This is a genomic window from Streptomyces murinus, assembly GCF_002154555.1.
Lineage (GTDB): Bacteria > Actinomycetota > Actinomycetes > Streptomycetales > Streptomycetaceae > Streptomyces > Streptomyces murinus.
Genome location: NZ_MUNF01000309.1, coordinates 1 through 12,577 on the forward strand (window position 1 = coordinate 1; position 12,577 = coordinate 12,577).

The 12,577-nt window shown below is 71.1% G+C and carries 12 protein-coding genes and 1 tRNA gene; 6 read left to right on the forward strand and 7 right to left on the reverse strand.

Annotated features, from left to right (window positions below; all coding sequences use genetic code 11):
• A partial coding sequence (locus tag CCN72_RS19140; protein ID WP_143664132.1) for a LacI family DNA-binding transcriptional regulator occupies positions 1 to 450 on the forward strand: 450 nt, incomplete at its 5' end.
• A gap of 136 nt (positions 451 to 586) precedes the next feature.
• On the opposite strand, the gene CCN72_RS19145 is transcribed toward CCN72_RS19140, so the two are convergent.
• Positions 587 to 1,114 carry a universal stress protein gene (locus tag CCN72_RS19145; protein WP_086808578.1) on the reverse strand — a complete coding sequence of 176 codons (528 nt, stop codon included), beginning with the start codon at positions 1,112 to 1,114 and terminating at the stop codon, positions 587 to 589.
• A gap of 354 nt (positions 1,115 to 1,468) precedes the next feature.
• Between CCN72_RS19145 and CCN72_RS19150 the strand changes: the two genes are divergently transcribed.
• The 4 genes from CCN72_RS19150 (at position 1,469) to CCN72_RS19165 (ending at position 4,458) form a co-directional block, all read left to right on the forward strand.
• Positions 1,469 to 1,858 (forward strand): hypothetical protein, encoded by a 390-nt coding sequence (locus CCN72_RS19150; RefSeq protein ID WP_086808579.1) that lies wholly within the window; start codon positions 1,469 to 1,471, stop codon positions 1,856 to 1,858.
• Between the two features lie 380 nt (positions 1,859 to 2,238).
• On the forward strand, positions 2,239 to 3,465 hold the full coding sequence (locus tag CCN72_RS19155; RefSeq protein WP_085564868.1) for a helix-turn-helix domain-containing protein: 1,227 nt from the start codon (positions 2,239 to 2,241) through the stop codon (positions 3,463 to 3,465).
• A gap of 163 nt (positions 3,466 to 3,628) precedes the next feature.
• On the forward strand, positions 3,629 to 4,234 hold the full coding sequence (gene orn, locus CCN72_RS19160) for an oligoribonuclease (protein WP_085564867.1): 606 nt from the start codon (positions 3,629 to 3,631) through the stop codon (positions 4,232 to 4,234).
• 151 nt (positions 4,235 to 4,385) lie between these two features.
• Positions 4,386 to 4,458, forward strand: a tRNA-His gene (locus CCN72_RS19165).
• 143 nt (positions 4,459 to 4,601) lie between these two features.
• Here the strand turns inward: CCN72_RS19165 and glmS are convergent.
• The 5 genes from glmS to CCN72_RS19190 all read right to left on the reverse strand — a co-directional run bounded on the left by glmS (position 4,602) and on the right by CCN72_RS19190 (position 9,696).
• Positions 4,602 to 6,419 carry a glutamine--fructose-6-phosphate transaminase (isomerizing) gene (glmS, locus tag CCN72_RS19170; RefSeq protein ID WP_085564866.1) on the reverse strand — a complete coding sequence of 606 codons (1,818 nt, stop codon included), beginning with the start codon at positions 6,417 to 6,419 and terminating at the stop codon, positions 4,602 to 4,604.
• Between the two features lie 12 nt (positions 6,420 to 6,431).
• Entirely contained in the window at positions 6,432 to 6,689 is a 258-nt protein-coding gene (locus CCN72_RS19175; protein WP_086808580.1) for a hypothetical protein, read from the reverse strand.
• 126 nt (positions 6,690 to 6,815) lie between these two features.
• A complete protein-coding gene (locus CCN72_RS19180; protein WP_086808581.1) occupies positions 6,816 to 8,282 on the reverse strand; it encodes an FAD-dependent monooxygenase in 1,467 nt (488 codons plus the stop codon).
• 11 nt (positions 8,283 to 8,293) lie between these two features.
• On the reverse strand, positions 8,294 to 9,010 hold the full coding sequence (locus CCN72_RS19185) for a VC0807 family protein (RefSeq protein ID WP_086808582.1): 717 nt from the start codon (positions 9,008 to 9,010) through the stop codon (positions 8,294 to 8,296).
• Between the two features lie 32 nt (positions 9,011 to 9,042).
• Positions 9,043 to 9,696: a TetR/AcrR family transcriptional regulator gene (locus tag CCN72_RS19190; RefSeq protein WP_086808583.1), complete on the reverse strand. Its 654-nt coding sequence runs from the start codon at positions 9,694 to 9,696 to the stop codon at positions 9,043 to 9,045.
• A gap of 75 nt (positions 9,697 to 9,771) precedes the next feature.
• Here CCN72_RS19190 and CCN72_RS19195 point away from each other — a divergent pair, with 75 nt between their 5' ends.
• The gene (locus tag CCN72_RS19195; protein ID WP_086808584.1) at positions 9,772 to 10,563 is read left to right on the forward strand and encodes a helix-turn-helix domain-containing protein; all 792 of its coding nucleotides are present in this window, start codon (positions 9,772 to 9,774) and stop codon (positions 10,561 to 10,563) included.
• Here CCN72_RS19195 and CCN72_RS19200 read toward each other — a convergent pair.
• Entirely contained in the window at positions 10,550 to 12,097 is a 1,548-nt protein-coding gene (locus CCN72_RS19200) for an MFS transporter (RefSeq protein WP_158101372.1), read from the reverse strand. The genes CCN72_RS19195 and CCN72_RS19200 overlap by 14 nt on opposite strands.
• Between the last annotated feature and the right edge of the window lie 480 nt (positions 12,098 to 12,577).

Consider the following 12,577-nt stretch of genomic DNA (forward strand, 5'->3'; position numbering starts at 1 on the left):
GTCCACCTCGTGGCCCGCCGCCGTGTCGACGGCTACCGCGACGCCCTGCGCGCGGCGGGCCACGAGGTGGACGAACTCCTCATAGAACCGGGCGACTTCACCGAGGAGGGCGGCCGCAAGGCGATGTCCGCCCTGCTGTCCCGCCGCCCCGACCTGGACGCCGTCTTCGCCGGCTCCGACGTCACGGCCGCGGGCGCCCGCCAGGTCCTGCGCGAGTCCGGGCTGCGCATCCCCGACGACGTCGCCCTCGTCGGCTACGACGACTCCGCCATCGCCCGCCACATGGACCCGCCCCTGACCAGCGTCCGCCAGCCCATCGACAACATGGGCCGCGCCATGATCGACCTCCTGCTGACCGAGATATCCGACAAACGCCCCTCGGGACTGCGCCGGGGCGAACGACGGCACGCGGTACTGCCGACGGAGCTGGTGGTGCGGGCGTCGTCGTAGGGAGCCGCCTTGCGGTAGCCCCGACCCTCGTACAAGGCTTGAACCCTGGGATACCCGGAGTCCACCTGGAGAGTGACGACGTCGGTCGTCACTTCTTCGAGCCGGCCGAGGCCGAGGGTGCTCTCAGGGGAGCCCCTCAGGGGATGACGATCACCGGTCGCCGTGCGCGGCGGGCGAGGCGGCCCGCTACGGAGCCGAAGATGCGGCCCACGATGCCGTGCGTGGAGCCGACGACGATCGCGTCCGCCTCGTACTCCCGCCCCACCTCCTCGAGTTCATGGCAGATGTCACCGCCACGCTCGACGAGGATCCAGGGCACCTCGGACAGATAGTCCGCACAGGCGAGTTCGAGGCCGAGCACCTCCGTACGGTGATCCGGCACGTCCACGAAGACCGGTGGCTCGCAGCCCGCCCATACCGTGGTGGGCAACCGGTTGGCGACATGCACGATGATCAGACCGGAGTGGGAACGGTGCGCCATGCCGATCGCGTACGCGAGGGCGCGCTCACTGGAGGTGGAGCCGTCGAAGCCGACGACGACTCCGTGCCGGAAGGCGGGGTCGCAGGAATGACGTGACTCTTCGGCCGCCTGGGGATCGGTCGCCGTGGGATCGGCGACCGGTCGCTTGCGGTCCGCGGGTTCGGAGTATTCGTGACCGGCCATGGCTGTCTCGGCGTTGTGATCCTTTATGGGATGGGACGACAGTGTGCGGCGGAGCTGTGTCCGGGAAACATCTTCCCCACCCCATACCCCCAAGGGTACGGCGGCACGCCTCCCGAGCCCAGATCCCTTGCACGCTCCGTGAGCGGCACCCCGACATCCGTAGGGGTTCACCGGAGCATGCACGAGCCGCGCCCGTTACGCAATGCTCGCTGCCCCGTACAGGCGCTTTGCACAGCGTTCGCGGACGCACGGCCGGTGACCGACCGGTCGGCCGGGCGTTGAAGGGGGTGAGCCACCGCCACGGGGAGCCACCAGGAGCCACCGGCCGACACGGTTCGCCTCAGGGAGTACGAGATGTCCGGACCCCGGTCCCGCCATGAGGAGCCCGGCGCACAGGACAGCACGGGCGAGCTGATCCGCTGGGCCGCCTTCACCTGCGTCCTCGTCCCGGTGGTCCTGCTCTGGTACGGCACCTCGCTCGCCGGCGCCACCGGCACCGCGCTGGGCCTGGCCGCCGTCACGAGCGCGTGCCGGCTTCTGCTACGACGTTCGGAGCGCGGGGCGCGGCGCGGCGCACGCCGGGGTGCGGGCGGGCGCCGGGGGCGTGGATCACGGCGCGCCGGGACGCGGGCGGCCGGGCGGGACGGCGGCCGGGGCGAGGGCCGTAACGGCGCCCGGGGCGGCGGGCGTTGCGGCGTGCAAAGAGGTGGACGTCACACCCGGGAGCGGACACCGGTCGACTGACCGGTTTCCGCGCCTCCGAGCGCTTCTTTTCAGCCAACTTCTTGATATCGCCCAAGTGGGGTCCCCACCACCCCTCAACCCCCGTTCCACCTGCACGGAAAGGGTCCACGGGGCGCTGCGCACCCTACGCGGTTTGGCCACTGCCGGGAGGCGCACTTCCCTGCACGGCCCACGAGTGCAACGCTTCGTGATCGAATGCTTCACGCCAAGTTGTCATGTCGACAATGTGCCGCATTTGGAACTGGTCACCGTGTGTCCGCGGGACCCAGTAGATTTCGATCTTGACTGTCTTTACGGCGGGGGACTCGTGCAGGACCGAGGGGAAACGTGCAGGAGCGACACAACCGAGGAGCCGCGACCACCGAGGGGGGCTTAGCAGTATGAGCCACGACTCCACTGCCGCGCCGGAAGCCGCTGTCCGGAAACTGTCCGGGCGTCGCCGCAAGGAGATCGTCGCGGTGCTGCTGTTCAGCGGCGGCCCCATCTTCGAGAGTTCCATACCGCTGTCGGTGTTCGGCATCGACCGCCAGGACGCCGGGGTGCCGCGCTACCGACTGCTGGTGTGCGGCGGCGAGGAAGGTCCGCTGCGGACCACCGGCGGTCTCGAACTCACCGCACCGCATGGGCTGGAGGCGATCGCCCGCGCCGGAACGGTCGTCGTACCGGCCTGGCGCTCGATCACCGCGCCACCGCCCGAGGAGGCGCTCGACGCACTGCGCCGGGCGCATGAAGAGGGCGCCCGCATCGTAGGGCTGTGCACCGGCGCGTTCGTGCTCGCGGCCGCCGGGCTGCTCGACGGCCGCCCGGCGACCACCCACTGGATGTACGCGCCGACGCTGGCCAAGCGCTATCCGTCGGTGCACGTCGATCCGCGGGAGCTGTTCGTCGACGACGGCGACGTGCTGACCTCCGCGGGTACGGCGGCCGGAATCGATCTCTGTCTGCATATCGTGCGGACGGACCACGGCAATGAGGCGGCCGGCGCGCTGGCCCGCCGGCTGGTGGTCCCGCCGCGCCGTTCGGGCGGTCAGGAGCGCTACCTCGATCGGTCTTTACCCGAGGAGATCGGCGCCGACCCGCTCGCCGAGGTCGTCGCCTGGGCGCTGGAGCACCTCCACGAGCAGTTCGACGTGGAGACGCTGGCGGCACGCGCGTACATGAGCCGTCGTACGTTCGACCGCAGGTTCCGTTCGCTCACCGGGAGCGCGCCGTTGCAGTGGCTGATCACCCAGCGGGTGCTCCAGGCGCAGCGGCTGCTGGAGACGTCGGACTACTCGGTGGACGAGGTGGCCGGCCGGTGCGGGTTCCGCTCGCCGGTCGCGCTGCGCGGGCACTTCCGCCGCCAGCTCGGCTCCTCGCCCGCCGCGTACCGGGCCGCGTACCGGGCCCGTCGGCCCGGTGCCGACAAGCAGGGTGAGGCGGAGGCCGCGCTCCAGCAGTCGGCCGGGCAGCCGTTGCCGCCCGCGGGGCTGCCGGGTCCGGGGCCGCTGGCCGCGATGCCCTCGGTGCTGCACGCCGAGCGGGACAACGGGGTGCCGATGCAGAGCAGGCGCACGGCCGCGGCCGGGGCGATGACGCTGCTTCCGGGACCGCGTTCCGGAAGCTGAGCGGAGTTCCGCGGCCGCAAGGCCGGGGTGAGGGGGTACGGGGTCCAGACTCCGTACCCCCTTGCTTCGTCCCCACCGCTCCACCGACTCGTCCCCGCCGCTCCACCGACTTCCGGGCCGCCGCGGGGCATCCAAAAGGCGAGGTCCGCCTTAGGGTGGTCGCATGAACGATCGCATGGTGTGGATCGACTGCGAGATGACCGGCCTCTCGCTGTCCGACGACGCTCTCATCGAGGTGGCCGCCCTCGTCACCGACTCCGAGCTGAACGTACTCGGCGAGGGGGTGGACATCGTCATCCGCCCGCCGGAGCGGGCGCTGGAGACGATGCCGGAGGTGGTGCGTCAGATGCACACCGCGTCCGGGCTGCTCGCCGAGCTCCCGAACGGTACGACCCTTGAGGACGCCGAGGAGCAGGTCCTGGCGTACATCAAGGAGCATGTGAAGGAGCCCGGCAAGGCTCCGCTGTGCGGCAACTCGGTCGGCACCGACCGCGGCTTCCTGCTGCGGGACATGCCGACGCTGGAGGGCTGGCTGCACTACCGGATCGTGGACGTCTCCTCGGTCAAGGAGCTGGCCCGCCGCTGGTACCCGAGGGCGTACTTCAACAGCCCGGAGAAGAACGGCAACCACCGGGCGCTCGCCGACATCCGCGAGTCCATCGCCGAACTGCGCTACTACCGCGAGGCCGTCTTCGTCCCGCAGCCGGGACCGGACTCCGAGACGGCGCGGGCGATCGCGGCGAAGCACGTGCTGCCGGCGGCGAAGTAGCCGACGGCGCAGGCCGTCCCGGGTCCGCCCGGAGGCCGTTCGGGGTCCGCTGGGGGGCCGCGCGAAAACGTGTGCGCGAGCACCCCCTCGGACCCTGTAGACTTCTTCTCGGCCGGTCGGGGAAACGACAAGTTTCCAAGCGCCAGTCATGGTGGGTGTAGCTCAGCTGGTAGAGCACCTGGTTGTGGTCCAGGATGCCGCGGGTTCGAGTCCCGTCACTCACCCTCCTCATAAGAGGCCGGTGACCTGCAGCAATGCGGTCACCGGCCTCTTTGCGTATGCAGGTGTGGGTCGAGGTGGCAGCCGATACGAAGGCGCCCCTGCTCCTTGGTGTTCCCAAGGGGCAGGGGCGCCTTCGTCACGTCTTCTACTCGACCGTCACCGACTTCGCCAGGTTCCTCGGCTTGTCGATGTCGCGGCCCAGGGCCTTCGCCGTGTGGTAGGCGAGGAGCTGGAGGGGGATGCCCATCAGGATCGGGTCGAGCTCGTCCTCGTTCTTCGGGACGAGGATCGTCTGATCGGCCTTCTCCTGGTCCCGGTGGGCCACCGCGAGGATCTTGCCCTCGCGCGCCTTGATCTCCTCCAGCGCGGCGCGGTTCTTCTCCAGCAGGTCGTCGTCCGGGATGATCGCGACCGTCGGCAGCGCGGGCTCGATCAGGGCCAGCGGGCCGTGCTTCAGCTCGGAGGCGGGGTAGGCCTCGGCGTGGATGTACGAGACCTCCTTGAGCTTGAGGGAGGCCTCGCGGGCGACCGGGTAGCCGCGGACCCGGCCGATGAAGAGCATCGAGCGGGCGTCGGCGTACAGCTCGGCCAGCTCCTTGATCTGCTCCTCCTGCTTGAGGATCTCGGTGATCTGGTCGGGCAGCCTGCGCAGGCCCTCGATGATCCGCTTGCCGTCGCGCACCGAGAGGTCGCGGGTGCGGCCCAGGTGCAGCGCGAGCAGCGCGAAGGCGACCGTGGTGTTGGTGAAGCACTTGGTCGAGACGACGCAGACCTCGGGGCCCGCGTGGACGTAGATCCCGGCGTCCGCCTCCCGGGCGATCGCCGAACCCACCACATTGACCACGCCGAAGACCCGCGCGCCCTTGCGCTTGAGCTCCTGCACGGCGGCGAGCACGTCGTACGTCTCACCGGACTGGGAGACCGCGACGTACAGCGTGTCGGGGTCCACGACCGCGTTGCGGTAGCGGAACTCGGAGGCCGGCTCGGCGTCCGCGGGGATGCGGGCCAGCTCCTCGATCATCTGGGCGCCGATGAGCCCCGCGTGGTACGAGGTGCCGCAGCCGAGGATCTTCACCCGGCGGATCTGCCGGGCCTCGCGGGCGTCCAGGTTGAGGCCGCCGAGGTGCACGGTGGAGAAGCGGTCGTCGATCCGGCCGCGCAGCACACGGTCGACCGCGTCGGCCTGCTCGAAGATCTCCTTGTGCATATAGGTGTCGTGGCCGCCCATGTCGTACGACTCGGCCTCCCACTCCACCGTGGTGGGCTCGGCGGTGGTGCGCGTGCCCTCGGTGGTGTAGGTGCGGAAGTCGTCGGCCTTGAGGGTGGCCATCTCGCCGTCGTCCAGCGTCACTATCTGCCGGGTGTGCATGACCAGCGCGGCGATGTCCGAGGCGACGAACATCTCCTTCTCGCCGATGCCGAGCACGACCGGGGAGCCGTTGCGGGCCACCACGATGCGGTCGGGGAAGTCGGCGTGCAGCACGGCGATGCCGTACGTGCCCTCGATCAGCCGGACGGCCTGGCGGACCTTGTCCTCCAGCTTGTCGGCGGTGGCGCGGGCGATGAGGTGGGTGAGGACCTCGGTGTCGGTCTCGGAGAGGAACTCGACGCCGTCCGCCTCCAGCTTGCGGCGCAGGTCGGCGGCGTTGTCGATGATGCCGTTGTGGACGACGGCGACCTTGTTGTCGGCCGACATGTGCGGGTGCGCGTTCACGTCGGACGGAGCGCCGTGGGTGGCCCAGCGGGTGTGGGCGATGCCGGTGGTGCCCTTGAAGCGCGCCGGGACCTTGGCCTCCAGGTCGCGCACCCGGCCCTTGGCCTTGACCATCTTCAGGCCGGGCGCCTTCGGGGAGGTGACCACGATGCCCGCGGAGTCGTACCCGCGGTACTCAAGGCGCTGGAGGCCCTCCAGGAGGAGGGGGGCGACGTCACGCTTCCCGATGTAACCGACAATTCCGCACATATGAAGGTATTCCTAGCCATAGACCATGCGGCGCAGCTGCCTGAGCGTCAGCTCGGGCGGTGCCACCGCTCGATATCTGAGGTCCGCCCCGATCCGTTCGAAGATCTCCGCGTTCACCAGACCCTGGGCCTGGAGCTCGCGGTGGCGGCGACGGACGAAATCCTCCGTCGACTCGTCGAAATAGGCGAGCACGTCCTGGATCACCCGCAGCGCCTCGCCCCTGCCGAGGGGCGTGGACCGCGTCAGATGATCTACGAGTTCGTCGTGCACCCGTAGATCCTCGGGTACCGGCGCGGGTTTCGCAAGAATCCTGCCCGATATCGGGCACCGAGCGGGTGGGCTAGGTGCTGAACTCCTGTTCGGTCGCTGTGTTCTGCGTCACCCAAGGGGGGGCGATCAGCGGAACTCGTCGGCCGGGCCGAACCAGCGCGTGAGGGCGGAGCGCAGTTCGTGCGTGTCGTCGTCCGGGCCCGCCCAGCAGACGTACCCGTCGGGCCGGACCAGCAGCGCTTCGCCCTCGTCGGCCAGGGGGCCGCGGTTGAGGCGGTCGACGCGGTCCGCCCAGGCGCTCACCGCGGCGGTGACCGCTGACGCGGCGTCGGCCAGCAGGGCTCCCCGCCCGCCCGGCAGCCGGACGCCGGGCGCCCGCGCCCCCAGCAGCGGGTGGTCCGGCGCGCCGGGCATGGGGTAGCGGATGTCCGTGCCGGCGATCATGGCGGCGACGCGGCGGTTCGCCTCGGGCACGGTGAGCAGGTCGGTGAGCAGTTCGCGTACCACCAGGGCGTCCGGGTCGGGGAGCGTCAGCACCATCTGGGCCTGGGTGTTGGCCAGGACCCGGGCGCCGACAGGGTGCCGTTCCGCGTGATAGGTGGCCAGCAGCCCGTCCGGGGCCCGGCCCCGGAGCGTGGCGGCCAGCTTCCAGCCGAGGTTGAAGGCGTCCTGCATGCCGAGGTTGAGGCCCTGCCCGCCGGCGGGGGCGTGGATGTGGGCGGCGTCACCGGCCAGCAGGACGCGGCCCTCGGCGTAGCGCTCGGCCTGCCGGGAGGCGTCGGTGAAGCGGGAGGCCCAGCGTACGGCGCGCAGTGCGCGGGGCGGGCCGGGGCAGCGGGCCAGCGCCGCGCGCACCTCGTCGTCGGTGACGGGGGCGTCGCGGTCGACGCCCTGCTGCTCGGGGCCGCCGAGGATCAGCCGGTGCACGCCGTCGCCGAGCGGGAGCAGGAAGGCGACGCCCGCGGGGTCCGGGGTGAGGTCGGGCAGCTGCCAGGGCTCGCCCGGGCTGTCCGATCCGCCGTCGACGGGTGCGAGTTCGATGTCGGCGACGGCCATGCCGATGCGGCCGTCCCGCCCGGGGAAGGGCGTGCCCAGGAGGTGGCGCACCGTGCTGCGCCCGCCGTCGGCGCCCACCAGGTACCGGGCCCGGCAGGTGGACTCGGTGCCGTCGGGGCCGCGGAGGGTGGCGGTGACCCCGTCCGCGTCCTGCCGGAGCGACGTCAGCTCTCGTCCGCGCAGCACGGGGACGCCGTACTGGGCGAGGTGGTCCTCCAGGAACTCCTCTACGCGGGCCTGAGGGATGCCGACCTGGTGCGGGAAGGCCGTGTCCAGCGCGCTGTAGTCGAGTGGCAGTCCGGCGAAGTGGCCGGCGGGCAGGAGGGTCAGCGACCGGTCCAGGACCGGTGCCAGCCAGCCTCGGCAGTCCAGCACCTCGGCGGTGCGCGGCTGGAGGTTGAGCGCCTTGGAGTGGCCGGTCCGGTGCGGCAGCCGCTCCGCGACGGCCGCGCGCACTCCGGCCAGGCCCAGTTCGCCCGCGAGCAGCAGGCCGGTCGGGCCCGCTCCCGCGATCAGTACCTCGATGTCGGTGTCCACGGTCGGTTCCCTCACACCTTCAGGCCGTTGCGGGTGACGTACCGGTTGTGGAACCCGATCAGGCCGCCGAGCATCGCCAGCCAGAGCAGGGTGCTGGTGAGCGGGAAGGCGTCCACCGAGATGGTGTACACGAGCACGACACGCAGGACCGCGTCGAGCAGGAACACCGCGCCCCACACTGCGGTGAGCGTCCGCAGCTGGTGACGGAACGCCGGCTCGGTGTCCCAGCGGGCCTCCCACTCCTTGAGGCCGGCCTCGCCGACCTTGGCGATGACGATGCCGCGCGAGGAGGTCATGATGAACGGGCGCCGGGTGAGGAGGGTGCCGAGGATCCAGCATCCGATCGCGGCGGTGACCCAGCTGTCCCTCAGGTTCAGCACCCGCGGGCTGCCGGTGACCATGGACAGCGCGGTGGCGATGGCCACCAGGCTCAGCGAGAACAGGGCCATCGCGTTGACCCGCCGCTGGCGCACGATGCCGTAGACGATCCACGGAACCAGCAGCAGGCCGCTTGCGACCAGCGCGAGCCACTGGCCGGTGCCGGCGGCGCGCAGGCCGTAGTAGGAGCCGAGCGGCAGGACGAGTTCGAAGAGCAGCTGCGCGCCGATCTGCCGGCGGAGCGCGGCGGTACGGCGTCGGGCCTCGGCAGCCGTAGCCGCTTCGGCCGCCGTGGCGGCGGTTCCGGCGGCCGGATTCGGGTCGGTCTGCGGTATCTGGCGGGTGGCCATGGCGATTTCCCCCGTGTGTGTCGTGTCCGTGATTACCGTGAGGTGGCACTGGTGGCACTGGTGGCGCGGTCGAAGAGGTCCGCGAGCTCGCGGCCCGTGGCGCGTACGTCGAGGTCGGGCTCGTCGCGGGCGCGGCGCACGACGTCGTCGATGGCGGCGCGGATCGCCCGCATCATCACCCACGGGTCGAAGTCGCAGAACTCGCCCGCCTGTTGCCCCTTGCGGATCTGCTCGACCTGGAAGGCGAGGATCGCCTCCATCCCCTGCGTGAACGCGACCATGCCGGGGTCGCCGCCGCGCAGATTGCCCAGGACCTCGGCGAGCGCCGCCAGATGGTTCGGGTACTCGGCGAGCAGATCGAGGTTGCCCTCGATGGAGGCGCGCAGGCGGGCCGCGTAGCGCTCGTGGGCCTCGATGCGGGGGCGCATATAGACGTCCGCGACCCGCATCGCCTCGGCGACGACCTCGCGCATCAGGTCGTCCCGGCCGTCGAAGTGGTAGGAGATCATCCCCGTGCTGCTCAGCCCCGCGCGCTGCGCGATCTTCATGAACGAGGCCCGCTGGTAGCCGACCTCGGCGATGACGTCGATCGCCGCGGCGACGATCTGGGCGCGGCGGCCCGTCTCCGTGAAGGACTTGGCCCGCCCGCCAGCCCGTTGCTTGCCCGTGCTGTTTCCTGCTTGCATGAGCAAGACCTTAGCCGTGTTTGCTTGCCTGAGCAAGACAACTTCCGTACGGCGGGCGCCAGTAGAGTTGGTCCCGTGACCGATCAGGGGCACATCAGCATCAGTTACGAGACGCGCGCGAGCATCGTCATCCCGCTCGCGCCCGGGGCGGGTCTGCCCACGCACAGCCACCCGCAGCACCAGCTCACCTGGGTGCCGACCGGACTGCTGACGATGACCGTGAACGGCTCCCAATGGGTCGTGCAGCGCTCGCGTGCCCTGTGGCTTCCCGGCGGCGTGGAGCACGCCATCCTCCCCGGCTCCTCCTGCGCGATGCTCTCGCTGTACTTCGAGCCGTACGAATGCCCGCTGCGCTGGGAGGCGCCGACCGTTCTCGATGCCACCGGACTGGTCGGGCCGTTGCTGTCCCACCTCGTGGAGCTGGGTGACGGCCCCGATGCCGTGGACCGCCGTGCCCGCGCCACGGCGGTTCTGTGGGATCTGATGAAGCCCCTGTCGGTCACCACGCTCCCGACGATCCTCCCCACCGACCCGCTGGCCCTGCGGATCGCCCTCGCGATACGCCAGGACCCGGCGGACAGCAGGGACTTGGCGGACTGGGGCCGGGAGGTCGGCGCCTCGTCCCGCACCCTGTCGCGCCGGTTCCGGGCCGAGACCGGGGTGAGCTTCTCCAGCTGGCGCACCTTCCAGCGGCTCAGCGCCGCGCTGCCGCTGCTGGGTGCCGGGCAGCCGGTCGCACGGGTCGCCCGCGCGGTCGGCTACGGAAGCCCGAGCGCGTTCGTCGCCGCGTTCCGACGGGAGATCGGCGCCACTCCGGCCGCGTACTTCGGTACGAGCGGCGCCGGGCCCGAACTCATTCCGTCGTGAACTCCCGCTCGGACGCCGGTCGGCCGACCCGACGGCGGTCGACCGCGAAGGCGGCCAGCGCGAGCACCACCGAGGCCGCCGCGACGATCGAACCCAGGGTCAGCATGGAGTTGAGCGCGTCGATCGACGCCTGGTCGGCGATCCGGGTCAGCGCCGGCGCGCTGTCCCGCAGCCCCGGCGGCAGCGCCGCGACCACCTGGTGACCGGACGCGGACCCGACCTGGTGGACGAACTGGTCCCGCAGCTCCCGCGGCACCGCACGCGCGCCGGGGATCGCCGCGATCCCCGAGGCGGCCTTGTGCTCGGCCACATGACTGAACATCGAGCCGAGCCCGGCGATGCCGACCGCCATGCCGACCTGCCGCAGCGTGCCGAAGGTGGCACTGGCCATGCCCGCGTTCTCCGGTGCGGCGAAGGTCAGGGACGCGGCCTGGTTGGCCGCGGTGAGCGCGCCGAGGCCGGCACCGCCGATCACCTCCCCGGCCAGGAAGTGGGTCCAGCCGTCGTGGTGGCCGAAGCCGCCGAGGAGGAACATGCCCACCGTGACCAGCGCCATGGTGGCCGTCAGTGAGATCGAGATCGGCAGCTTCTTCGCGAAGATCGCGGTCAGCGGCGCGGCGATCATCGCGCTGACGCTGATCGGGATCACCCGCAGTCCCATCTGGAGCGGGGTGTAGCCGAGCGTGCCCATGAGGAAGAGCGAGAGGTAGGTGGCCGCGGCCATCAGCGTGGCCATGTGCCCGACCGACACGATCGCGGTGCCGACGAACCCGGGCTTCCGTGCCATGGCCAGGTCGAGCAAGGGGTGCTTGGCCCCTCTCATCTGCCAGGCCAGAAAGCCGATGACGAGCACGGCCGCCGCGCCGAGCAGTCCGATCACGGTCGGCGACGTCCAGCCGAGGGCGCTGCTGCGGGTCACGGCGAACACCCCGGTCACCAGGCCGCCGGTGAGCAGCAGCGAGCCGAGTACGTCCGTCCGAAGGCCGGGGGCCCGCGGCGGCTCGGGCATCTTCAGCGCGGTCAGGACCAGGACCGCGGTGCCGATGGGCAGGTTGACGGTGAAGATCGAGCGCCAGCCGAACTCCGTCACCAGCGCGCCCCCGATGACCGGTCCGAGCACGGTCGCTCCCGCCATCACGGCGCCGTAGACGCCGATCGCCTTCGCCCGGGCCGCGGCCTCGGGGAACGCGGCCGACAGCAGCGGCAGCGCGGTGGCGAAGAGCATCGCGGCGCCGACGCCCTGGACCGCGCGCAGGGCGTCGAGCTGCACAATGGTGTCCGCGAGCGTCAACGCCAGCGACGCGCCGGTGAACACGGCCATGCCGGACAGGAACATCCGCTTGCGCCCGAGCCGGTCGCCGAGCGTGGCGAAGGTCAGCATGAAGCCGGCCAGCGGGATCGAGTAGGCGTCCACGACCCACTGGAGGCCGTCGATGGAGGCGCCGAAGCGCGATCGGATGTCGGCGAGGGCGGCGGTGACGACGGTCGCGTCGAGCATCAGCATGAAGATCGCGACACAGACCAGGAGCAGCACCAGTCCCGATCTGCGTGCTGCGGCAACGGGCGGTACCCCGCGTGCGGTTGACACGGTCAAGGACATGAATCCCCCTTGTGAACAGGTGTCGAGGAGTCGCGGAGAAGCACCGCCGTGCGCGGTCCACGCCGCACCGATCACGCTAGGGACCGACCGACCTGACGGAAACAACGCACCGGGACTACCGATGTCGCGCAGCGGACAGCCCGGCGGACAGCCCGGCGGGAACGCGGAGCGGCCCGACTCCCTTGTCCCGGCTCGGGGTGAGTCGCGGGGCGTCACTGTCGAAGACTCGGGTGCCGTCCTTCTGGATGGTTTCGGCGGATCTGCGGGAGAGTGGTCACGACCAGATCCGAAGGGAGCGCATGTGACACGGAACGACCGTACGACTCCCCGAACCGCCCGCGTCCTCGGTTCGCTGCTGCTTGTCGCGGCGGCCGCCGGTGCCTTCACCCTCGGCGCCGCGACAAGCAGCAGCGA

Bases quoted from the DNA above. Each gene is read 5' to 3' on its own strand.
- CCN72_RS19145 (WP_086808578.1), bottom strand. From the start codon at position 1,114: ATGGCCGGTCACGAATACTCCGAACCCGCGGACCGCAAGCGACCGGTC.
- CCN72_RS19150 (WP_086808579.1), top strand. From the start codon at position 1,469: ATGTCCGGACCCCGGTCCCGCCATGAGGAGCCCGGCGCACAGGACAGC.
- CCN72_RS19155 (WP_085564868.1), top strand. From the start codon at position 2,239: ATGAGCCACGACTCCACTGCCGCGCCGGAAGCCGCTGTCCGGAAACTG.
- orn (WP_085564867.1), top strand. From the start codon at position 3,629: ATGAACGATCGCATGGTGTGGATCGACTGCGAGATGACCGGCCTCTCG.
- glmS (WP_085564866.1), bottom strand. From the start codon at position 6,419: ATGTGCGGAATTGTCGGTTACATCGGGAAGCGTGACGTCGCCCCCCTC.
- CCN72_RS19185 (WP_086808582.1), bottom strand. From the start codon at position 9,010: ATGGCCACCCGCCAGATACCGCAGACCGACCCGAATCCGGCCGCCGGA.
- CCN72_RS19190 (WP_086808583.1), bottom strand. From the start codon at position 9,696: ATGCAAGCAGGAAACAGCACGGGCAAGCAACGGGCTGGCGGGCGGGCC.